This window comes from Roseibium algae (assembly GCF_037783265.1).
GTDB lineage: Bacteria > Pseudomonadota > Alphaproteobacteria > Rhizobiales > Stappiaceae > Roseibium > Roseibium algae.
In genome coordinates this window covers 239,706-262,021 of sequence record NZ_JBAKIA010000002.1, presented here as the reverse complement: position 1 = coordinate 262,021, position 22,316 = coordinate 239,706, and the positions used below count along the sequence as shown (strand labels likewise).

General features: G+C 53.4%; 22 protein-coding genes. 5 read left to right on the top strand and 17 right to left on the bottom strand.

Annotated elements, in window-relative coordinates:
* Position 1: 1 nt before the first annotated feature.
* The 12 genes from V6575_RS04875 to V6575_RS04820 form a co-directional block, all read right to left on the bottom strand.
* Positions 2 to 1,252 (bottom strand): class I SAM-dependent RNA methyltransferase, encoded by a 1,251-nt coding sequence (locus tag V6575_RS04875; protein WP_340272990.1) that lies wholly within the window; start codon positions 1,250 to 1,252, stop codon positions 2 to 4.
* A 91-nt stretch (positions 1,253 to 1,343) separates the two neighbouring features.
* Positions 1,344 to 2,087 carry a TlyA family RNA methyltransferase gene (locus V6575_RS04870; protein WP_340272989.1) on the bottom strand — a complete coding sequence of 248 codons (744 nt, stop codon included), beginning with the start codon at positions 2,085 to 2,087 and terminating at the stop codon, positions 1,344 to 1,346.
* A 44-nt stretch (positions 2,088 to 2,131) separates the two neighbouring features.
* The gene (locus tag V6575_RS04865; RefSeq protein WP_340272988.1) at positions 2,132 to 2,266 is read right to left on the bottom strand and encodes a hypothetical protein; all 135 of its coding nucleotides are present in this window, start codon (positions 2,264 to 2,266) and stop codon (positions 2,132 to 2,134) included.
* 100 nt (positions 2,267 to 2,366) lie between these two features.
* Entirely contained in the window at positions 2,367 to 2,993 is a 627-nt protein-coding gene (locus V6575_RS04860; protein ID WP_340272987.1) for an SCO family protein, read from the bottom strand.
* 7 nt (positions 2,994 to 3,000) lie between these two features.
* Positions 3,001 to 3,522 carry a copper chaperone PCu(A)C gene (locus V6575_RS04855; protein ID WP_340272986.1) on the bottom strand — a complete coding sequence of 174 codons (522 nt, stop codon included), beginning with the start codon at positions 3,520 to 3,522 and terminating at the stop codon, positions 3,001 to 3,003.
* Positions 3,523 to 3,580: 58 nt separating this feature from the next.
* Positions 3,581 to 3,931, bottom strand: a complete 351-nt coding sequence (locus V6575_RS04850) for a DUF2946 family protein (RefSeq protein ID WP_340272985.1) — start codon at positions 3,929 to 3,931, stop codon at positions 3,581 to 3,583.
* Positions 3,932 to 4,042: 111 nt separating this feature from the next.
* Complete coding sequence (locus V6575_RS04845) at positions 4,043 to 5,434, bottom strand: MFS transporter (RefSeq protein ID WP_340272984.1); 1,392 nt, start codon at positions 5,432 to 5,434, stop codon at positions 4,043 to 4,045.
* 170 nt (positions 5,435 to 5,604) lie between these two features.
* The gene (gene dxs / locus V6575_RS04840) at positions 5,605 to 7,500 is read right to left on the bottom strand and encodes a 1-deoxy-D-xylulose-5-phosphate synthase (RefSeq protein ID WP_340273348.1); all 1,896 of its coding nucleotides are present in this window, start codon (positions 7,498 to 7,500) and stop codon (positions 5,605 to 5,607) included.
* A 444-nt stretch (positions 7,501 to 7,944) separates the two neighbouring features.
* A complete protein-coding gene (locus V6575_RS04835; RefSeq protein ID WP_340272983.1) occupies positions 7,945 to 8,553 on the bottom strand; it encodes a helix-turn-helix transcriptional regulator in 609 nt (202 codons plus the stop codon).
* A gap of 688 nt (positions 8,554 to 9,241) precedes the next feature.
* The gene (locus V6575_RS04830; RefSeq protein ID WP_340272982.1) at positions 9,242 to 9,499 is read right to left on the bottom strand and encodes an exodeoxyribonuclease VII small subunit; all 258 of its coding nucleotides are present in this window, start codon (positions 9,497 to 9,499) and stop codon (positions 9,242 to 9,244) included.
* A gap of 102 nt (positions 9,500 to 9,601) precedes the next feature.
* On the bottom strand, positions 9,602 to 10,531 hold the full coding sequence (locus tag V6575_RS04825; RefSeq protein WP_340272981.1) for a histone deacetylase family protein: 930 nt from the start codon (positions 10,529 to 10,531) through the stop codon (positions 9,602 to 9,604).
* A gap of 412 nt (positions 10,532 to 10,943) precedes the next feature.
* Positions 10,944 to 11,939 carry an L-threonylcarbamoyladenylate synthase gene (locus V6575_RS04820; protein ID WP_422785529.1) on the bottom strand — a complete coding sequence of 332 codons (996 nt, stop codon included), beginning with the start codon at positions 11,937 to 11,939 and terminating at the stop codon, positions 10,944 to 10,946.
* A gap of 187 nt (positions 11,940 to 12,126) precedes the next feature.
* On the opposite strand from V6575_RS04820, the gene V6575_RS04815 reads away from it, so the two are divergent.
* The gene (locus V6575_RS04815) at positions 12,127 to 13,908 is read left to right on the top strand and encodes an acyl-CoA dehydrogenase family protein (protein WP_340272979.1); all 1,782 of its coding nucleotides are present in this window, start codon (positions 12,127 to 12,129) and stop codon (positions 13,906 to 13,908) included.
* Between the two features lie 26 nt (positions 13,909 to 13,934).
* Complete coding sequence (locus tag V6575_RS04810) at positions 13,935 to 14,678, top strand: crotonase/enoyl-CoA hydratase family protein (RefSeq protein WP_340272978.1); 744 nt, start codon at positions 13,935 to 13,937, stop codon at positions 14,676 to 14,678.
* Positions 14,679 to 14,758: 80 nt separating this feature from the next.
* Here V6575_RS04810 and V6575_RS04805 read toward each other — a convergent pair whose 3' ends face one another.
* Both V6575_RS04805 and V6575_RS04800 read right to left on the bottom strand, forming a co-directional pair.
* A complete protein-coding gene (locus V6575_RS04805) occupies positions 14,759 to 15,754 on the bottom strand; it encodes a DnaJ C-terminal domain-containing protein (RefSeq protein ID WP_340272976.1) in 996 nt (331 codons plus the stop codon).
* Between the two features lie 146 nt (positions 15,755 to 15,900).
* Positions 15,901 to 16,281 (bottom strand): RT0821/Lpp0805 family surface protein, encoded by a 381-nt coding sequence (locus V6575_RS04800; protein ID WP_340272975.1) that lies wholly within the window; start codon positions 16,279 to 16,281, stop codon positions 15,901 to 15,903.
* Between the two features lie 174 nt (positions 16,282 to 16,455).
* Between V6575_RS04800 and pdxH the strand changes: the two genes are divergently transcribed.
* The gene (gene pdxH / locus V6575_RS04795) at positions 16,456 to 17,091 is read left to right on the top strand and encodes a pyridoxamine 5'-phosphate oxidase (RefSeq protein WP_340272974.1); all 636 of its coding nucleotides are present in this window, start codon (positions 16,456 to 16,458) and stop codon (positions 17,089 to 17,091) included.
* Positions 17,092 to 17,169: 78 nt separating this feature from the next.
* Here the strand turns inward: pdxH and V6575_RS04790 are convergent, their stop codons facing one another.
* Together V6575_RS04790 and V6575_RS04785 are read right to left on the bottom strand one after the other, a co-directional pair.
* Positions 17,170 to 18,144, bottom strand: coding sequence for a magnesium transporter CorA family protein (locus tag V6575_RS04790; protein ID WP_340272972.1), 975 nt, complete (start codon positions 18,142 to 18,144; stop codon positions 17,170 to 17,172).
* A gap of 170 nt (positions 18,145 to 18,314) precedes the next feature.
* The gene (locus V6575_RS04785) at positions 18,315 to 18,449 is read right to left on the bottom strand and encodes a hypothetical protein (RefSeq protein ID WP_340272971.1); all 135 of its coding nucleotides are present in this window, start codon (positions 18,447 to 18,449) and stop codon (positions 18,315 to 18,317) included.
* Between the two features lie 293 nt (positions 18,450 to 18,742).
* On the opposite strand from V6575_RS04785, the gene V6575_RS04780 reads away from it, so the two are divergent.
* Complete coding sequence (locus V6575_RS04780) at positions 18,743 to 19,705, top strand: DUF1499 domain-containing protein (RefSeq protein ID WP_340272969.1); 963 nt, start codon at positions 18,743 to 18,745, stop codon at positions 19,703 to 19,705.
* 46 nt (positions 19,706 to 19,751) lie between these two features.
* Here the strand turns inward: V6575_RS04780 and V6575_RS04775 are convergent, their stop codons facing one another.
* Entirely contained in the window at positions 19,752 to 20,651 is a 900-nt protein-coding gene (locus V6575_RS04775; protein WP_340272968.1) for an MBL fold metallo-hydrolase, read from the bottom strand.
* A gap of 315 nt (positions 20,652 to 20,966) precedes the next feature.
* Between V6575_RS04775 and V6575_RS04770 the strand changes: the two genes are divergently transcribed.
* Positions 20,967 to 22,295: an ATP-binding protein gene (locus V6575_RS04770; protein ID WP_340272966.1), complete on the top strand. Its 1,329-nt coding sequence runs from the start codon at positions 20,967 to 20,969 to the stop codon at positions 22,293 to 22,295.
* Positions 22,296 to 22,316: the final 21 nt, after the last annotated feature.

Genomic DNA, 22,316 nt, shown 5'->3' with positions numbered 1-22,316 from the left:
TTCACTCCCGTTTTAAGGTCGCTACACACTCAATATGGGGCGAGAACAGGAATTGGTCCACCGGTGTGACGGTTTGTAGCGTGTAACCACCGTCGATCAGTATGCGCAGGTCCCGGGCAAGCGTTGCCGGATTGCAGGAAACGGCCACCACATAGGGCACCTTGGACAAGGCAATCTGTTCGACTTGTGCTTGCGCACCAGCGCGCGGAGGATCGAAGACCACTGCATCGAATTTTTCAAGATCCGCTGCCATGATCGGGCGGCGGAACAAGTCGCGGCGCTCTATGGTCACCTGCTTCAATCCGCGTGGTACACGCAGAGCCTTGTCGAGAGATTTCAAGGCTGGTGCGTTGCTTTCTACCGCATGGACAGATGCACCACGGGCAATTCGAAGGGCGAATGTTCCTGAGCCTGCAAAAAGGTCAGCTACTTTTTTCGGCTTGCCGAGGCCACGTAGGACCAGATTGCAAAGGGCTTCTTCTGCCTGCAGAGTGGCCTGTGTAAATCCGGCTGGTGGCGGGGAGACGAGCAGGCCTCCCATATCCAGAGAAGGGGCACGGGCTTCCAGAAGTGTTTCGCCGTTGATGGTCAGACGCGCCAGGTTCAGTTCAACAGCAAGCTGGGACAGCCGGGCAAACCGGGCTTCATACTTCCGGTCGGCCTGTTCGAAAGCCACGTCGAGACCGTTTGTTGTCGACAGAACATTAATCCGCAATTCGCCCTTCTTGGGCATAAGCTCAAAAGCAAGCCTTCGAAGGCCGGTAAGTCCAGCGATGATTTCCGGTACCAGCACAGGGCACTCGGAAATGTTGACCATCCGATGGCTGGCTTTCTCGTGATAGCCTAGCAAAATGGTGCTGCCAGCGCGGGCCGCGGTAAAAACGGCTCTCCGGCGGCTTTGTGCTTCGCAGGGAACCACGGGGGCGACCTTGGTCTCGATGCCTCGGTCGGCGAACGCCCGGATTACAAGCTCGCGTTTCCACTCCAGATAAGGTGCCTCGGCAAGATGCTGGGTGGAGCACCCGCCGCAATTATCATAGTGCTGGCAGATTGGAGCAATGCGGTCCGGGCTGGGTTTGACGATGGTAATTTCGGTGGCGCGGCCGTTGGAAATGTGGGCGTTGACGTCTTCGCCGGGCAGGGCTCCTGCCACGAAAACGGGTCCGTCGGGCGTCGTCGCAATGCCATCGCCCCTATGGCCGAGGCTCGTAACGGAAAGAAGGGTCTGTGTCTGTGTCTGTGTCTGTGTCATTGCGGAGGGATAGCGCCAAGCTGTCCGTCAGGCAAGCGTTTGCCTGCGACAATGCTAATGATGGGCTGTTCCGGCCTGCCTTGACGGTCTGTCAGCCGTCTTTTTGGCCGCAGAGCAGCCATTCGGAATTGCCGTCGCCGCCTTTGACTGGCGAGGGTATCAGGCCAACGCTTTGCCAGCCTGGAACCGAGTTGAACCAGTCTTTCAATGATTTTGCGGTCATTTCAGCGACCTCAAGATCGACCAGCCCGCTTTTGCCGATGTTCTCACGCCCCGCTTCGAACTGAGGTTTTACAAGGCAGACGCACTTCGCGCCGGCAAGCGCGAATTCCAGTGCCGGGGGCAGGGCAAGCTTGAGGGAAATGAAGCTGACGTCGGAGACAATAAGTTCAGGGTGCTCGCCGTCCAGATCGGACAGAGACAGTTCACGAGCATTTAGACCATCGCGGCTTGATACGCGCGGATGGGTTGTGAACCTCTTATGGAGCTGGTCGTGGCCAACATCGATCGCGTGAACCTTTGCTGCACCCCGTTCCAGAAGCACCTGGGTGAAGCCACCGGTGGACGCGCCAATGTCCAGACAAATGCGCTCTGAGGCATCGATACCAAATTCATCAAGCCCGGCGATCAACTTGAGCGCTGCCCGCGAAACATAGGTGGAGCCGGGATCGTCAACGGAAATTTGGTTGGCCCTGGATACTTTTTGCGCCGGTTTGATGCTTGTTGCTCCATCGACGCGAACAGTGCCGCGCAAAATGGCATCGCGAGCACGAGCCCGGCTCGGGAAATGCTTGAGGTCAACGAGATGCTGGTCGAGGCGTTGCTTCTGGGTCATCCCGGCCTCTTAGCTGACCTTGTGAGATCAGGAAAGTACTACGGTTAAAAACAACCGGCTATTCCTGCAATCAACCTGTCGAAATAGATCCGTTCCCCCATGCGCAGCCATAGCAAGCCTGAAGCAGCGATGAGAAGACCACCACCAAAAGCCAAACCCGCATACAGGGACATGCGCATGGTTTTCAGGACCCGTTCGTTTTGTGGACCTCAAGCTGAGGGCCATTGTGTTGGTAGAGCCAACCTCAAGTGGAAAGGCCATTCTTGCATTAAACCGACCTCAAGAGGAGGTCGGAGTATTTTCAATCAGCCTATTTAGCTTCTTCAAGGCGCTTTCTTCAGCTTCGCCATAGGCAATGGTACCAACAAACCGGTTGTTTGTATCCATAAGGAAGGCGGATGCTGAATGATCCATGGTGTAGTCGCCATCGTCCAGCGGCACCTTTTTGGCGTAGACACGATAGGCCTTGGTCATGGCATCTATTTGTTCACGAGAGCCGGTCAGTGGCTGAATGCTGTCATCAAAAGCGGCCACATAATCGGAAAGAACCTCAGGGGTATCGCGTTCTGGGTCAATGGACACAAAAGCAAAGTTCAGTTTTTGGGCATCATCTCCGAGAGTCGATATCCAGCCCTGCATGTCAGACAAAGTCGTCGGGCATACATCAGGGCAGAAGGTGAAGCCGAAGAAATAGACTGTTGGTTTGCCAGCCATATCCTTGTCTGTGACGGTTTCTCCTGCCCCATTGACCAACTCAAATGGACCGCCAATCGCAGCCAGAGGTTCGATCAATGCGCCTGTGCCTTTGGAATTCGTCCACTGCAGTGTGAAGAGAACGCCAGCGCCAATGGCCAGGGCGGCAACTGCCGCCCAAGCTACATAGCGAATTATTTTTAAGCTCGTCATGAGGACCTCAATTCTTGTCTTTGGCCATATCACCGTGATCCATCTTGCTATGGTCCATGGCTCCGTGATCCATGCCCTTGGCGCCAAGCTTCTCAATGGCTAGATTAATGCTGACATCGCCTGCTTTTTCGAAAGTAAGCGTCACGGGAACAGTTTCGCCTTCTTTGAAGGGGCCTGCCAGTTTCATAAACATGATGTGCAGGCCGCCGGGCTGCAGGGAGACAGTTTCGCCGGCTGGAACTTCAATGCCGTTTTCCATCTGGCGCATCTTCATCACGCCGTCTGAGACAACCATCTCATGCAGTTCAACACGGCTCGCTGCTGGGGAACTGACTGCGATGAGACGATCGTCTTCGGAGCCGCCATTGCTGATTTTTGCAAATCCCCCGCCGGACATAGCTTTGGGAGGTGTTGCCCGTGTCCAGGTGTCTGTGACGCTGATGTGGCCATGTGAAGCGTGGTCAGCGTAGGACGCAGTGGCTACAAGGCTCATCATGGCCGCAGCGGCCAGGGTTTTGAAGAAAGTCATAGGTCTATTGATCCTGAATAAAGTTTTTGAAGTAGCTGTTTGCGCAGCCGGATGCATGTCAGGTCAATTGGATCGGAGGTGCTCGAATAGGACCGCTTGGTTTCCGTGATGAAACATGGATTGATGCAGCGCCTTTGAGGGACAGATCAATGCCAGCAGGGAGGGGAGGGGTGAGGGAAAGCGCTGCGTCGGCAACAAGCCCGGAAGTTTGACCGATATGACTGCAGGATGTGCCGCAGATGCAATGGGCAGGATTGTGCTGGCCACCGCTAGGCAGGCCCGTTCCGCCTGTTTGGGAGGACTGGCACAAAACGGCCAATCCGCCAGATCCAATACTCGGCGATACCGAAAGGCCGATCATGAAGATCGTCACCCTCAGGCCGAGCGCAAGCATGGCCAGGATCGCCAAGGGATGGCGTTCTTGCCGCAGTATTTGGAAAAGGCTCGGGCTCGAATTCATGGGCGGAATATGATGCGGTTTTGGATCGACGTCGAGAGGTGAATTGCCACAGGTAACAGATCAGCCTTCCTTCGGCGTGTCGTTACCGGGAGTAGGCTCTTCATCTTCGGAGCCGCTGGTCTGTTCTTCTGAGGAGATGATTTCTTCTGTGACGATGTCCGTCTCTGAGCTATATGCGTCATCTTCATAAGCTGGAAATTCTTCAGGAGCGATCACGTTTGACGCGTCAATATCCAGCGGCTCTGGTGACAAGACTGTACCGACCTGTGCTGTTGCTGCGTATTCGAAGTCGAGTTTTTCTTCCTGATCGATAGCGCCACGGGCAAACAGCCGTGTCAAAATGAATGCAGCCATGATGAGGTTCACAATCGCAACGAGGAGGTAGAGTCCGGATGGTCCAGTTTGTCCCATTAAAAGCGAAGCCCCAATCGGCCCGGCAACTGATCCCAGTCCAAAGGCAAGCAAGAGCCCGGATGATGTTTCAACGAAATCTTCTGTCGCTGCGTAATCGAAGGCATGGGAGACCGCGATGGCATAGGCAGGTTGCGAGCAGATGCCGATCAAGACCGCAAGCGCAGTGGCTGAGGCAAAATCCTGCGGAGCTAACCAGGCAATCGCAAGCGCGACTGCGGCGGTGGTCGCGCCCAATATCATGAGAACTACGCGTCGATCTATTTTGTCAGACAGCCGCCCGATTGGCCATTGCGATAGCACACCGCCGGCAATGATCGCTGCCGCATAGAAAGCAGATTGATTTGTAGTCAAGCCAATCTGCGAGCCGTACAGAGGCGTCAGAGACCAGAGTGCACCATTTCCGATCCCTATGAGCATTGCCCCCACAAGAGCGGCTGGTGAATTGCGATAGAGCTTGATTGGGCGAAAGCGAACAAGTGTGATTGGGGCAGGTTGATTGGCTGTGGTTAGCGCCACCGGAATGACGGCGAGGCTGACGGACACCGAGGCGATGGCGAATGGCATAAATGATGTGATGTCCATTGCGGCGATTGAGATTTGCCCCAACATCATCGAGGCGAAAAGTATCACAATGTAAGTGGACATGACCGCGCCGCGGTTTTCGTTTGTGGCGCTTTCGTTCAGCCAGCTTTCGACAATCATATAGAAGCCGGCCAGACAGAAACCGGAAATGATCCGGATCAGGAACCAAGCCACGGGATCTACGGCAATCGGATGGAGGATGGCAGCCGCGGACATGAGAGAGACCACAGCTGCATAAGCGCGAATATGTCCAGCTCTCATAATGACATGAGGCGCGCCGAGACAGCCAAGAACCAGGCCAATGAAATAGGCTGATGAGACGGCGCCGATCTGGAGGTCGCTGAAATCGGCGCTGCTGGCGGCAAGAGGTAAAAGAGTGGATTGAATACCGTGCCCAAGAATGAGCATCGATACCGATATTAGGAGCGCGGAAACGGAGGCCAACATCTGCGCCATCAAGCACCTTGGTCAAACTTGAATATGGAATGAAGCCCTGTTTTTAGATCGATGGGCGAAATCTATTCATAGAGAAGCTTTTTCAGTCTGCTGAGGTTCTGTCAATCGAATAAGCTCACGGCAGGTTGGCGGGCTGCCGTGAGCACAGGAAAAAGGGAAGAAGTGTCAGATCAGGCGCTTTGGAAAGAGCCTAGATAGTCGGTGCCCAAGGCCTGGAATACCTTTTTCATGATCGCGTCGCAGGTGAGGTTAGCATCCCGGTACAACACATCCGGCTTATCCTGATCCTGAAACACGTCAGGCAGCATCATCGTGCGAACCTTGAGTCCCTTATCCAGCAGACCGAGGCCCGCCAGTGTGGTCAATACGTGGCTGCCAAAGCCGCCAATTGAACCTTCCTCAATGGTGATCAGAACTTCATGTTCGCGCGCAAGCCGGTTCAATAGCTCGATGTCCAATGGTTTCGCGAAGCGAGCATCAGCAACGGTTGTTGACAGGCCTGCAGCATCCAGTTCATCAGCAGCAGCAAGGCATTCGCCTAATCGGCTTCCGAAGGACAGAAGGGCCACTTTCGTGCCTTCGCGGCGGATGAGGCCCTTGCCGATTTCCAGTACGCTGCCACGCTCGGGAAGATCGAGACCTACCCCTTCGCCGCGTGGGTAGCGGAATGAAATCGGCCCCTCATCATAGGCAACGGCGGTCGCCACCATATGTCGCAATTCAACTTCGTCAGCTGCGCCCATCACAACAAAACCTGGAAGACAAGAGAGGTAGGTTGTGTCAAAGGCTCCGGCATGGGTCGCGCCGTCCGCTCCAACCAGACCGGCGCGGTCGATCGGGAACCGAACGGGAAGGCCCTGAATGGCGACATCATGCACGACCTGATCATAGGCCCGTTGCAAAAAGGTTGAGTAGATCGCGGTGAAGGGCTTGAAGCCCTCTGTCGCAAGGCCAGCTGCAAATGTTACAGCGTGCTGTTCAGCAATGCCGACATCAAATGTTCGGGTCGGAAAGGCTTCCTGAAAAAGGTCTACGCCTGTTCCGTCTGGCATGGCCGCGGTTATGGCAACGACCTTTTCGTCCTCTTGCGCTTCGCGAATCAGTGAAGTGGCAAAGACATTGGTGTAGCTCGGCGCATTGGCTTTCGGCTTGGACTGCTTGCCTGTGACAACATCGAATTTCGACACGCCATGGTATTTGTCCTTTGCGCCCTCGGCAGGGCCGTAGCCTTTACCCTTTTGGGTCACCGCATGGATTAGAACCGGACCATTGTGCGTGTCGCGCACGTTCTTCAAGATCGGCAGCAGGTGGTCCATATTGTGACCGTCGACAGGGCCGACATAGTAGAAGCCCAGTTCTTCGAACAGTGTGCCGCCAGTCCAGAAACCGCGCGCATATTCCTCAGCGCGCGCAGCTTTCTCCTGCAGTGGCTTGGGCAGGTTTTTGGCAATGGTTTTTGCAGCCCCGCGCAGCGACTGATATGTCGGTCCGGATACAAGTTTGGCCAGGTAGGCAGACATGGCTCCAACTGGCGGTGCAATTGACATGTCATTGTCATTGAGGATCACGATCAGGCGAGAACCGAGGTGCCCGGCATTGTTCATAGCCTCATAGGCCATTCCAGCCGACATCGCGCCATCTCCGATGACGGCAATCACATTATTGTCGCCCCCGGCAAGGTCACGTGCCGCAGACATCCCCAACCCGGCGGAGATCGAAGTTGAGGAATGTGCAGCACCGAAGGGATCGTATTCGCTTTCAGCGCGTTTCGTGAAACCGGAAAGGCCGTTGCCTTGCCGGAGTGTTCGGATCCTGTCGCGGCGCTCTGTCAGGATTTTGTGCGGATAGCACTGGTGTCCGACATCCCAGATCAGGCGGTCGTCTGGCGTATTGAAAACGTAATGCAGCGCGACGGTAATTTCTACCACGCCCAGGCCAGCACCCAGATGCCCTCCTGTCACGGAAACGGCATCGATCATTTCTTCACGAAGCTCGTCAGCTATCTGTCGGAGATCTGTTTCTTCGAAGTTGCGAAGATCCGCAGGGCGCATGATCTGGTCAAGCATCGGTGTAGACGGTTGGGAAGTCACGCGGGCTACGGCTCCAATATGGAATGGATTTACTGGCAAGCTACATCAAGGCAATGTAGGGCGCAAATATGGCTTTGGAAGCATGTAATTCAAGGCATGTTCTTATTGCAATAGGCTAAACTTGTATCGCAAGTATTGTAAAAACTACGGTGATTTTGATGAAATGGTATATCAGTCACCCATTTGGGTGATGCATTTAAACTTCAGGTGGAATAAAAACTCTATGTGGTCGATGGGGCCACGTGCACAATGAATAACTAGGGCCGTGGTTTCACGGCCCTTTTTTTTGTCCTGCCATGAGTTGCGCCAGTTCGGAAAATGCATCTTAAGCCGGCTTTTTATTTCGCCGAGGACCTCGGGGCTGCCCATTTTAGCCGATTAGAGTGTGTGTCGCTTTGTGGGGGGAATTCTATTGGCAGGCTAAAAAAGGCTGCTCAGACTGTGAATCACATGGGTCAATTCCAGCTGTGATTGTGTGGCAGTCTTTTCGTAGATCCGGCGCAAATGGGTTTTGGCCGTGTTGCGCGTGATGCCCAAGTTCGCCAAGGTATCCGGAAGAGAACCACTAGAGGCGAGGTCATAGGCCAGTCGTGCTTCGCCATTTGACAGTCCATAGTGAGATTGAAGAATATCTTTGAGTTCTTCAAGGAGAGGTGTGGGCTTTTTAATTTCAACAAGGATGTGTGATTTGTTTGACGGGGTATCTTCCCCTTCACCGACGCCCAGGTTTCGAAACGACACATTCCGAAGAGAATTGTCGCCTTCCGGAACAAATACGTAGCGCTCCGAGCGAGGGCCTGAACTGAGGCGAAGATTGCTGGCTGATAGATGTTCAGGTGATGCATCAATGTTTTCGGATGTGTATTTCAGCGCTATTTCAATGTCATTGCGAGATGGCACAAGCCTACCGCCATGTACTGTGAAAATGTCTCCGCCGCGAAGAGCGTCCTGCCAAGCTGGAGTGCTGAACAAAATCGTGCGATTTTCATCAAGCAGGCAATACGCGTTCTCCTTCGAGGAAAACAACAATCTCAATGATTCCAGGTTTGCTCTGGTTTCTGAAACGTTGCTCTGGACGGCCAGGGCGGATGAGACTGCTTTTGCGAAGCGCCGAAATGGTGGCATCACGTGTTCAGGGTCGATTTCGTCACTGGGTACTGTTGTCCAAAGGCATGCCAGTAGGACGGTGACCTCCTTCGTACGGAACACAGGTGTGATGAGCCCTGGCCAATTAGCAAATTCCAGATTTGCGTTTGTAACTGCTTTCGCTGACACGGGCGAATTGATCGTAAGTTGTATTTTGCAATATGGATAATTTAAAGCTGCCTCATTGAGCAAAAACGAGAGGGCAGTTTTGTTCGCCTCGGTCTGAATGTTGTCCAGGAAATGAATCAGTTCGGACGCGTGTTCGCTCGGGCAATAGCGCCCAGTGTGTTGTTGCCCTGATCTGAACTCAAGTAGGAAAGAGCGGCATGTTAAAGACCTGTCTGCACACTCCAATGTTTTCGGCCACAATGACAGATCGGTCGCGCACTCCTGAATGCGTTCCAGTATCCTGAACTCATCATGTTCTGTTATAGTAATCATGCCTCTTATATTTTCTTATTTTCCTGCATTTGCAAGAGAAATAAGAAAATATGATGTTAATGCGGAGGGGGGTGTAATATTACGCTACGTTAAATATATAAAAGTGAACTATGTAGTGTTTTTTTGGTTGTTAAGCCTCTTGATCAAGGTCCGTTGCACCCGCAGGTTTACCATCTTGTCCTAGTTGGATTTTCTCAACCTTTGCTTCAGCTGCTTTAAGTAAGCTATCGCAATGGCTTCGCAGTACGGCACCGCGCTCATACATTTCAATACTGCGTTCAAGAGGGACATTGCCCTGCTCGAGTTCCCGCACGATTGTTTCCAGTTGTTTGAGAGCCTCTTCGAAGGAAAGGGCTGAAACATCTGGCTGAGTGGGGGCGCTTGTCATGAGGTTCATCCGCAAGGTTACTGATCAGAGTTTTTAAGACACTTACGATCTTGTTGTGTGGGGTCAAGGCGTTTGGGCGCATTGCCGCCGTCTATCCTCAAGTCATCCGGTCATGAGCGTCATGACATGGGCTGCTGTAGAGCGGGCAAGGCCTTCAAGGTCGTATCCGCCTTCCAAAACAGATACCACACGATTCTCGCAATGTTTGTCGGCAAGGTCCATGATTGAGCGAGTCGCCCAGGCAAAATCGCTTTCGACAAAATTAAGACTGCCCAAAGGGTCCCGCGCATGAGCGTCAAACCCTGCTGAAATGATCACCAGGTCCGGCGCGAATTGGTCCAGCCTGGGCAGGATCACCGTTTGCATTGCGTCCTGGAAAACCTCGCCGCCATCGCCTGAAGCCAGCGGTGCATTGACGATTGTATTGGCGTCGCCGGTTTCATTTGCAGCGCCTGAACCTGGGTATAGTGGCATTTGATGTGTCGAGCAGTACATGACAGTCGGGTCAGACCAGAATATATCCTGGGTGCCATTGCCATGATGTACGTCAAAATCAACGATGGCAATACGCTCGGCATTGTAATTGGCTTGGGCATATCTTGCCGCAACTGCGACGTTGTTGAAAAAGCAAAAGCCCATGGCTCTTTCCTTTTCAACATGGTGACCCGGTGGCCGAGAAGCGGAAAACGCGTTGTTGACCTTCTTCTGCATGACCTCGTCCACAGCCTGACACGCGCCGCCGACACCGCGTAAAATGGCTTCCCAAGTGCCTGGTGACATTGTCGTGTCGGCATCTATCGCGGCCAAGCCCTCTTCGGGTGAGGTCTTTTCCAACATGTCGACGTAAGCTTGAGGGTGGGTTCTGATGATGTCTTCGATACGGCCCAGAGGAGCTGCGTCGCGCTCAAGCGGTTGAAAACTCTCATGCTCCAAAATGCGATCGATTGCGCGTAGTCTGTCAGGGCGCTCCGGGTGACCAACAGGTGTTAGATGATCAAGGTAGGCCGCATGGTGGAGAAGAAGCGTAGACACAAGAGACATCCATGTTGGGACGCACAATGCGCCCGGAGATTTGACCTCATCAAAGCGGCCGAGCTTGAGGGAGTCAATGCAGGATGGGGTAAATGTCCTTTAAGTTATTGAGGGCGTGGTAGATTTCTATGCTTTGGACAAAGAAACGGGGCCGATCTGGTTGAAGATCTGGCCCCGAAAGGTGCGAGCATTAAAATGCTCGAGGGGAGGTCCGCTGCATCTCTATTTGTCATTTCAAGGTAAGTGATTTGAAGTCGGCTTTGCCAGCGAAATGACTTGGGTGTGTGTTTTTATTGTGCACAACTACGAAGGTGATTAGGTGATTGGGCGAGTGGCCTAGTTAATACTAAGTATGTGCTCAGATCTGTCGTTTTGAAATAAACGTTATACTAATAATAAATCGCGATGGCGTTCAGTCGCGTGGGGCGGCCGCACGCCGCAATCGGTCATTAATCGCCTCGCCAAGGCCGTTTTCTGGGATATTCTGTACATTGATCGTTGCTGCGCCGGAAGCATCCAGTTTCCTAAGTGCCGTAAAGAGAGACGCTGCTGCTTCCGTGAGATTCCCAGTCGAGCTCAAGTTAAATTCAGCACAGGCATTTCCGGCTCCGGGCAGAGGGTGAGGTCCAAAAGACAATAGGGCATCCCCTGGGGCGACCTTGGTTGCGTCCAGGCGCACCGCTGCGCTTGGAGCATAATGGGAAGAGAGCATACCGGGAGCTTGCGGAGCGTCTTGGGAGGCTGAGGCGGAAACGCCGACAAGTGGTTTGCCAAGCACGGCTTCCAGGCTGTCACGGGTGACACCGCCCGGTCTTAACAAGCGTGCACAGCCATCCACCAGAGCAACAATCGTTGACTCGACCCCAACTGAACACGCCCCGGCATCAATAATGTAGCTGAGCGATGGCCCAAGGTCTGCAGCCACAGCATCTGCCGTCGTTGTGCTGACTTTGCCGGAGAGATTTGCGCTGGGTGCTGCAAGGGGAGCGTCTGTTTTGCTGGAGAGAAAGCGCATCACAGGTCCAGCAGGCACGCGAAGGGCAACTGTATTGAGGCCTGCTGTTGCAAGATCACATATTGATGACGAGGCCTTTTTGGGCACTACAAGTGTTAGCGGCCCGGGCCAGAAGGCATTTGCCAGTTTGAGTGCGTCATCATTGAAATCGCCGTGTTCCAGGGCAGCTTCCAGCGTAGGCAGGTGGGAGATCAATGGATTGAATTGTGGGCGCCCTTTGGCTGCAAATATTTTCGCACAGGCAATGCTGCTGGTGGCGTCGGCGGCAAGGCCATAAACGGTCTCGGTTGGGATTGCCACAAGGTTCCCTTCAGCCAGTGCCCGGCAAACTGCCGGCACTTCCGGAGCAGACTTCCAACCTGTCTGTGTCAGGTCTACCGTCCACCTCTGCATGGAAGTCTCCAATCCGGCCTTTTTCATGTTTTCTCCAAACGCAGCTTTAGTTTCGAGCTTCCGTTGCGACATGTATTGACGTTTAGGTCAACACGTCTAGTGTCCTTCACGAGGAAAATGGTCATGGCCTTTTGCGGCTCTGGCGCGGCCCCGTCAAGGCGGCTGAGAAAAACTAGGGAGCTCCTTCATGTATCGTGCGCCAATCGAAGAGATTGCTTTTACTCTCATGTCTGTCTGCGGACTTGATGATCTGCAAAAGACGGTTGTTCACAGCGAGCTGGGGGACGATCTTGTTTCAGCGATCTTGACTGAGGCGGGGCGCTTCACGGCTGAAGAGATTGCGCCACTGAATTCGATCGGAGATAAGCACGGTGCGTCCTTCTCAGATGGTGTTGTCACCACAGCGCCAGGGTGGAAAGAACTCTATCAAAATTGGATCCAGGGTGGCTGGAACGGGTTGAGCGCGCGTGCGGAAACCGGAGGTCAGGGGTTGCCTCTCATGCTCAACACGGCAGCATTGGAAATGTGGAACTCAGGGTCGATGGCTTTTGCTATTGGACCGACCTTGACCATGGGGGCCATCGAAGCACTGGAAAAACACGCCTCTGAAGAACTCAAGGGGACTTATCTGGAAAAACTGGTGTCCGGAGAATGGATGGGCACCATGAATCTGACCGAGCCACAAGCCGGGTCTGATCTGAACGCTTTGACAGCCAAGGCCGTGCCTGCGGGCGATGGCACTTACAAGATCAGCGGTCAGAAGATTTTTATTACATATGGCGAGCACGACATGACGGACAATATCGTCCATCTCGTGCTTGCACGTTTGCCTGATGCCCCCGCTGGAACAAAGGGAATTTCTCTCTTTTTGGTTCCAAAGTGTTTTGTTCTTGAAGATGGATCTTTGGGTGAGAAAAACGATGTGCGTTGTGCTGGCGTTGAGCACAAGCTGGGCATTCACGGGTCGCCAACCTGCACAATGGTCTATGGGGATGAAGGCGGGGCGACTGGCTGGCTGATTGGCGAAGAAAACCGCGGGCTGGCCTGCATGTTCACGATGATGAACAATGCACGGTTGGCAGTTGGAGTTCAGGGGTTGGGGGTCGCCGAACGGGCCTATCAGCAGGCTCTGTCCTATGCGCTTGATCGAAAGCAGGGCCGGGCGCCTGGCGATCAAGGCGAGGGCATGAGCCCGATAGCACGTCATCCTGATATCAAGCGAACGCTTCTTGCCATGCGCACTCGCACTCAGGTCGCGCGTGCGATTTGTTATGCCTGTGCCCATGCCATCGACATGTCAAATGTCGCTGAAACGCCAGAGGACAGTGCTTTCTGGACAGATCGTGCCGGCCTTTTGACGCCGCTTGCCAAGGCAATCCCAACCGACTTCGGTGTTGAAGTCGCATCCATGGGCGTTCAGATCCATGGCGGCATGGGCTATATTGAGGAAACAGGGGCTGCGCAGCATCTTCGCGATAGCCGTATCGCACCGATTTATGAGGGCACCAACAGTATCCAGGCAATGGATCTGGTTATGCGCAAGCTACCAATGTCTGATGGGCAGCATGTGAAGGGCTTCATTGCCGAGTTGCGCGGGATTGCTGACCAAGTCGCTCTTTCCAATCGTCCTGAGTTTGGCCCAACCGGGCAGCGCCTCAAGGCTGCTATTGACGCTCTCGATGAGGCGACGGAGTGGATGTTGTCTGCGCGGGCTGACAACAGGAAGGCTGAGGCTTTGGCCGGGGCAACTCCCTATCTGCGTCTGGCTGGCCTGACGTTTGGTGGTGTGTTGTTGGCAAAAGGAGCATTAAAAACGGGGGCAGAAAACTCCAACGCTTTGAAGGACCGCACTTTGCTGGCGCGCAGCTTTGCCGAGACATGCCTGTGCGAGGTCCATGCTTTGAACAGCGATGTTACGTCATCAGCCGAAGTGATCCTATCCTTTGACCCGGAAGCCTTGGCATCCTGACCGTCACGATCAGGGAGGAACAGCTTATGATACAACTATCTTTGGAGGAGGGCGTCAGTACCCTCCGATTAGATCGCGCTGACAAGAAAAACGCACTGACAGGTGCTATGTATACAGTCCTTGCCGAGGCGCTGGAGAGTGGCAACAGCAACGATGATGTGCGTTGCCACCTTGTTTGCGGCCAGCCTGGTGTCTTTACCGCTGGCAATGATATCGCAGATTTCTTGCAGTTTGCTGGCGACGGCGATCTGTCAGGAACGCCCGTGCTCCGTTTCCTGAAAGCCTTGGCGCTAAATGAGAAGCCTCTCGTTGCCGCAGTCGATGGTTTGGCAATCGGGATTGGCACAACGCTGCTGATGCATTGTGACATGGTTTTCGCAAGCCCAGGCGCGACCTTCAAAACGCCGTTTGTTGATCTTGGTCTTGTGCCGGAGGCTGGATCTTCTTTGCTGGCACCGCAGATTATGGGCCCTACCCTGGCCTTTGAACTTCTTTGCCTTGGTGAAACTTTCGATGCGAAACGGGCGCAAAAAGCTGGTCTTGTCAATCACATCGAGGATGATGTGGAGACCACAGCCATGGCGTGTGTACGTACAATTGCCGCCAAACCGGCGCAAGCAATGCAGGCCTCGCGAAATCTCCTGAAGGGGGACCGTTCGCAATTGCTTCAAAGAGTTGAGGAAGAGGCCCGGATCTTCGGCGAACGTTTGTTAGACCCTGAGACCATTGCAGTCTTTCAGGCCTTTATGACGAAAAACACCAAATGTTGATGAATGAAGAGGCGGACTTATTTAAAAAGTTCGCCTCATCATCTTGTCCAAAGGCATGAAAGCTCTTCAGGGCTTGGCTTTTAGTCGAATTCAGGCCCACGTGCCCTGTAGGGCGTAACACTCTGCCAGGCTTTCATCAGGGTATCGAGCTCTTCATCAGCGTTCGGTGGCAGCGCGATCTGCAGCTTGACCAAAAGGTCACCGTGACCACCGGTCTTTGTCGGCAGTCCCTTGCCCTTCAAACGCATGGTCGTGTCGCCGGATGAATTGGCTGGAATGCTGAGATTGACGGCGCCTGTAAGCGTCGGAGTGCGGACCTTCGCGCCCAGAACGGCTTCATAGAGTGTCAACGGCATTTCAAGGATGAGGTCATCCCCGCGCACATCGAAAAGAGTATGTGGTTTGAATCGGATTTCGACCATGGCATCACCGGGTGTTCCGCCATACTCTCCGGGATAGCCTTGGCCGCGCAGACGTATCTTTTCACCTTCGCGTGTTCCAGCCGGAATGGTGACATTGACGGTTTTACCACTTGGCAGAGTGACCTGCGCCTTTCCGACATTGACAATGTCTTCAAGCGATGCTGCGGCTAGCAAATCTGCGTTCTTGCCCTTCTGAGCTGAGGGGCCTCGTGCACCACCTGGACGAGGTCCTGTGCCGGGGCCTGAACGTGCGCCGGTCGGACCTGCGCCAGGTCCCCGTGCGCGTCCTCTACCGCCAAATCCGCCCAGAATGTCACTCAAAATGTCGTCGAAGCCGCCACTGCCGCCGCCTGTCGATTGACTGCGGAAGCCACCAGTGTTGGCGTTTTGAAAGTCGGAAAACCCATCGAAGCCGTGTGGCTGGGACTTCTGCTTGCCCTTTGCATCAATCTGGCCCCGGTCGAATTTGGCGCGCTGAGCTTTGTCACCAATGACTTCATAAGCCTGATTGACTTCAGAAAAACGTTCCTGAGCACTCGGGTCATCCTGATTTTGATCAGGGTGGTGCTTCTTGGCCAGATTGCGAAAGGCTTTTTTGATGTCAGCATCACTTGCGGTTTTCGAGACGCCGAGGACGCTATATGGGTCACGCATTTAATGTCACCAAATTGAGGTTGCGGCCGACAGCCGTCTGCCTCCGTGTTTTTAGCTCTGAACTATATATTGTGGGTGCGCAGGCGAAATACCAGCCCTTACACCAACAGTCTATGTTGATCGTTGTACCCGGAATTTCTTGGGATTCAAGCGTTGCCCTCGACGAGACTGGTAATCATCAGGCGCTTGCTGATGTCCCGGCAGGCGGTCCCTGAATATATCCGGACCCCTGCGATTGTATTCGCTGTGGTCTTGAAAGCCATACATCCGGTTTCAGCTTCAACTGTCAGATCAATGTCGCTGACTTTACCGGAATTCCCGCTTTCCGGATTTGACCATCTCAGTCGCTCTTGATCGCCATTTGTATAGCTGAGCTGTTGGGCATCGGTGGTCGTCAACTGGTCAAGCGTATAAGCAATGATTTGACGATCCACAGGATCAACATCTGTAAAGGCAACATCAACTGCGGAGGAGATGGAGCCGGTCAGAACAAGAGGAGTTTCAACATCAGCACTGCCGAGCGGCATGGAGACCTGTCCACAGCCTGTTGCGAAAAGGCAAAGTGCTGCTGCGACGCCAAGGCTCTGGATCTTTGCCTTATGGGCAGTATATGACTTGAGTTGAGACAGTTTGATCGATCCCGATTGGTGCTGACAGATGTTCCAGTCAGCCTGCCAATTCTAACCTTTTACAGGTAACAGATGACCGAGTTCAATCCTTCGTCAAAAGAGTTAACAAATAGTGACTTTACGCAGGCGTCGAAACCATTTGAGCTGTTTGATGAATGGCTTGAGGACGCCAAGCAGAGTGAGGTCAATGATCCGAACGCTCTATCGCTTGCATCAGTCGATCCTTCAGGACTTCCAAATGTACGTATGGTGTTACTGAAGGGCTTTGATGACCGCGGCTTCGTATTTTACACAAACTTGGAAAGTGCGAAGGGGCAGGAGCTGTTGAGCGCTGGCAAGGCCGCTATGTGCTTTCACTGGAAATCGCTGCGTCGTCAGGTTCGCATTCGTGGTGCCATTGTCCAGGTCGAGGACAGTGAGGCGAACGAGTATTATCAGTCTCGCGCCAGGGGCAGCCGGATTGGTGCATGGGCGTCAAAGCAGTCCCGTCCACTGGAAAGTCGCTTTGCGCTGGAAAAGGAGGTCGCTCGCTATACGGCCAAATTTGCCATTGGAGATATTCCCCGACCCGATCACTGGTCAGGCGTTCGGCTGGTGCCAACGTCGATAGAGTTTTGGCATGACCGCCCATTTCGACTGCACGACCGCGTTTTATTCACGCGAAATTCGGATGGGGACGATTGGTCAAAAGACCGGCTCTATCCCTGATCGCTCTTGCTGTGTTTCGTTTTCGGCCTTTGGCTGGGGCTGCTTTGTATCCAGCATAGGTTCGCTATGGGGCATACCTTATAGCAGCCTCCTCCAGCGCAAGAAGAGATAGGTGAAGCCGACGGAAGCAAGCATGATACAGACCGAAAACACAAACCCGAGATGCCATTTCAGCTCCGGCATGTTGATGAAATTCATGCCGTAAATGGATGCAATCAGGGTCGGGGGCAGGAAGATAACGCTCAGTACCGAAAACACCTTGATGATCTGGTTTTGTTCAAGATTTACAAGACCGATCGTTGCATCGAGCAGGAAAGACAACTTGTTATCCAATCCGTCTCCATGTTCCTTGATGGAGTGGATGTCTCGCCCATAGCTTTTGCATGCGAGTACATCCTCTTCGGTGAGTGATACCTGTTTCTTGTGGTTTTCCAAAAACAACAGGAGTCGCGAAAGGCTTGTGCAGACATCATGCATTCTTGCGACCTGCAGCCCAATCCGTCCTTGTGTCTTGATTGCGCCTTGATAGAGGTTGCCGGAGCGGGCTGATATACCATCTTCGAACACATGCATTGAGAGTGTATCGTAATGAAAAGAGGCTTCTTCCATTACATCGGCAGCACGGTCGATAATGATTTCCATCAAAGTTAAGAAAACAGCCGGTCCGGTGTGGGCAATGGACGTGTCCGTTTGGACCTTTCGTCCACATAGGATGATTGACTGAGGGTCGCCATAGCGCACGGTGACGAGGCATTTGGACGACAGGATAAAGGTAACGGAGGACAATTGAGGGTCGGGCGTGCGGGCGGCCATGGGGAGCAGGGCAGTCATCACAACTGCGCCTGGCTCGCTATAAAGGCGAGCGGACGTCTCAATTGAGGAGACTTCCTCGCGGGTCGGAATTTCCGCGCTCATAAAGCTTTCTGCTGCGAGCCTTTCCTCATGAGTCGGACTGATCATGTCAATCCAGACCGAAGTCGCGGGAAGGTGGCCGCCCACTGAAATTTCTAAGCGTTCGAGGCCATGGGCTGTCGGGCAATAGGCAACAATCATTCAACAGGCTCCGTTAAAGTCCGAAGATTCGAACAGAACATGCCATGTTGAGGTCTGATGTCCAGTGAGAAGTGAGGCTCAGTGCTGGTTGTCGCCGTTGCCCATCCTTGAATGAACCTCTGAAATCAGATCAACCAGTTTCGAAGTATTGAGCCAACCCAGTAAGAGTATTATTTTGAGCCAGATTTAGCGCCTTTGCAGAGGGTCGCTGCAGCGAGTGCTGCGATGCCGACAGGCTTGTATAGATTTTCCAAGGCACCGGAAGACTTCACTTCAGAGGCGCTTCGAGGTGTTTTTTCAGACATTTCTCTCGTCCCAAGTCAAAAGAGATTTTAAAGGTCCTTGTGGCCTTGAAGCCAGTTGTCTATCTGGCGAAACTCAGGCGGTTCAAAAACCATGGTTAAGCAAAATTCATGATGCGCCGCAAAGTGCTTTTGAACCAGTCACAATCAATAACTGAATGTAACCAACTACCTTGTTTTAACGTTGTTATTTGGGCAGCTGTCTAACATGTACAAGAAACCTGCCGTTTTAGGTTCCGCCCATATCCATCTTGGTGTTATGAATTCTCATTGATCCACTGGGAGCTTACGAGGACATGAAGCGCTATCCGGTATTCTCGTCGAGCAGCGCCAGGGCAAGTCGGTGGTTTGGTGCTGTGGCTTTGCCTGTCGCTGTGATCGGCGTTCTGGCCCATCGGCTAGGGTATCTCGATACGCTGCAGATGTTCTTGTCCATCCTTGCCTCTACCTTGATCGGACTTGTTGCTCTCTTACTGGCTATTCTGGGCGTCATTCAGCTGTGGCACCGGGGTGGTCATGGAACCTCCAGCGCTGTGATCGGAGCGTTCTACGGCATTCTGGCCTTGATGCCTGCAGCCGTGCTTGTTGCTGGGCCATTTCTTCAAGGTGATGTGCTTGATATCGCTACGGACCGAAAAGACCCTCCGAAACTGGAACGTAATGGCGTCCCGGCAAATCTCAGTCTGCCTTTTTTCATGGCTTTAAGAAGTGAGCCAAGCGACGGTCAATATGCCGATATTGTATCGCGTCGGTACCGAATTCAGCCTGCAGAGCTGCATCTTGCTGCGATGAAGGCAGCTGAGGGAAATGGTTGGAATATCGTCTCGGAAACACAAGCAGATCTTCTTGATGCGCCGACACGCTTTCAGGCGGAAGTCACAACACCCGTCCTGGGACTGGTCGATGATGTCGTTGTCCGTATTCGCCCGGATAGCATCGGGTCATTGTTTGATATGCGTTCGGCTTCTCGTTCGACTTTGCAGGATTTTGGCGGCAATGTTGCGAGGGTAAAAGCATTTTACCGAGATTTGGATGAGGCTCTGCTGGAGACCTACGGTGAGATAGATAGCCTTGCCGTTTTGGAGGCCGATGCGGAACTGAAGGTGCCTTCGTCGGTAGATGCGGTTCTGGACGATCCTGTCGATCAGTTGAATGCTGACACCCAAGTGGTTCCGAGTCCGGCGTTCAAACCCTATTTCAAAAACACCGAGGTTCCCGCTCCTGATGACTTGGCATCTGAGCCGGATCTGGAAGGCTGAACTCAGCCTTCGCAGAAGTCTCTTCAAAAGATCTGGTTCAATATACTCAAATCACGCAATATAGCGCGTCCAGCCTGACGTCTGGGGCTGCATGAACTCGACCTCGCGCGACAAGGTCCTCCAGATGAGCAAAGACGGATAGGGCCGCTGCGGGGCGCAGCACTGGATCCAGCCCTGTGTAGATTTGCAAGACGAGTTCTGGGATTGAGCTTGGTATCGGTCCTAGCTGTGCCAGGATTGATGCCTCGCGCTGAAGGCGATGCTTTTTCAGCTCGCTCATATAAGTATGGGCGTCGCGCACCAAACCTCCATGACCGGGCAGATAAATTGTCTCCTGTCGGACCATCAAGGCTTCCAGAGAAGCCATATAAGCCTGCATGCTGCCGTCTGGCGGAGCGACAATGGAGGTTGACCACGCCATTACATGATCAGCGGAAAAGAGTAGCGGCGTGTCTTTGATGGCAAAACACAGATGATTGTCCGTATGACCCGGGGTCTCGATGGTCTCAAAAGTGACGCTGGACGATTTGTAAGTGTCAGAGTCGGCAAGCTCAATGTCTGGTTTGTACTCCCGGTCCGAACTCGCATCCATCGGATTATGCTCACCTTGCCCAAGGTCACGCGCCGGGCGATAGGCTGCGCACCCGATGATAGGTGCACCTGTTTTTTCCTTCAGAAGCTTTGCCCCCGGCGAGTGGTCCATGTGGGTGTGGGTGACCAGGATGGCCTCAATCTTAGCGCCTGCCGTTTCGGACAGTAGGGTTTCAATATGCGCAGGATCACTTGGTCCTGGGTCTATGACCGTGACCGAGCTCTCACCTACAAGATAGCTGTTGGTGCCGTGAAATGTGAAAGGTCCCGAGTTTGGTGCTGTTACTCGGCGCACTCCGTCTGCAATCTCAACGGCCCGGCCATGTTGGGGATCGAACTGACGATCATGTTCCATAGCTTTCTCCATAAAGCCGTTTGAGATATCGTGCTGAGGGCGCTCACGCCCTTAATTGAAGCAGTGTTCTTGAGATGGCATAGCATAACGCCAAGGCATGACGTCAACGGCTTCTTTGTGTGCAGGATGAACTTACTCGGTTGCATAAGTTGGACCTGAAAGCGCACTGATAGTGGGGGTGTCGTCTATTTGACATGCAATCCATGCTATCAAATCTGCCCACTGACGTTTGATCTTTACCAATGAGCACTCTATCAAATTGCTGAGACGTCAAACTAATTATAACAATCCAGATGTTTGAAAACGTGCACGAATATGACCGAACTTCCATCGCAACCATCACATACGTCCTTAGACTATGTATCCGCGTCGCCTCTCCTCCGTATGTGGGCTGCGCGTTGGCAGCTTGCGGTGAATGCTGTCTTGGTCATTGGGGCATATTTGGGCTACGGCATTCCCTGGGGCGTTTGCGCAGCCGGGTTCTTATTGGTGCTGGCAGCGACTGCCTTTCTGCCTCGTCGGGCCCGCTCGCGGCGACTTGAAGTTGTGAAGCAACGTGGGCTCCGGCGGATGTGGCCGGGCACGGGAATGAAAGTCACCGTTGATGCGCTACCGACGCCATGTTTTGTCGCAGATCGCCGAGGTATTACGCGTTATATCAACAAGGCTGCACTCAAGCATTATGGTGAGATGAAGCCCGGCGATCCGCTGTCGTTTTCACTTCGTGCGCCGTCGCTGCTTGAGGCTTTTGACCGCGTTTGCAGTTCGGGTGCTCCCGAACGGATAAGCTGGAATGAGAAGGTCCCGACAGAGGCCTGGTTCGAGGCACGTGTCTCTCCCGTTTATATGCCGGGCGCTGCAGGCAGTGACAAGACCGGATTATTGCCAGATTTTGTCCTAGTCGTGATTTATGACCTTACCGAGCAACGACGGCTCGAACGGATGAGAACAGATTTTGTGGCCAATGCCAGCCATGAACTCAGAACGCCTCTTGCCTCTTTGTCCGGGTTCATCGAGACTCTGCAAGGACCCGCCAAAAACGACCCCGTAGCCCGGGATCGGTTTCTACAGATTATGCAGGAACAGGCCGGGCGTATGCGTCGGTTGATCGACGATATTCTGTCTCTGTCCCGGATAGAGCTAAAGGCCCATGTGAAGCCCGATTCCATGGTGGATCTGGTCGAGGTCGTGCACCATGTGGCAGACGCTCTGGGGCCGGTTGCGAAGGAGCTGAACGTTGAGATCGAAACGGATATGGATGCTAGCGAAGCCTTGGTGCGCGGGGATCGAGATGAGTTGATCCAGGTGATTGAAAACCTGGTTGAAAACGCGATTAAATATGGCAACGCAGGCAGCAAGGTTGACGTGGCTGTTAAACAGGGAGTGGCGACCTCTGACCCGGCTGCCTGGTCACTTACGGTCCGTGATTATGGTCAAGGCATTCCCGCTGAGCACCTCCCACGCCTCACTGAGCGGTTTTATCGTGCAGACATGGAAACCAGCAGTGCAATGAAGGGCACTGGTCTTGGACTTGCCATCGTCAAACACATCGTAAACCGCCATCGGGCACGGCTGGAAATACAAAGCAAGACGGGTGAGGGGGCAGCTTTCAGCGTTCTGTTTCCATCCCTCAGTCAGCCTTGAAAACGATTGCCAGTGCTACAG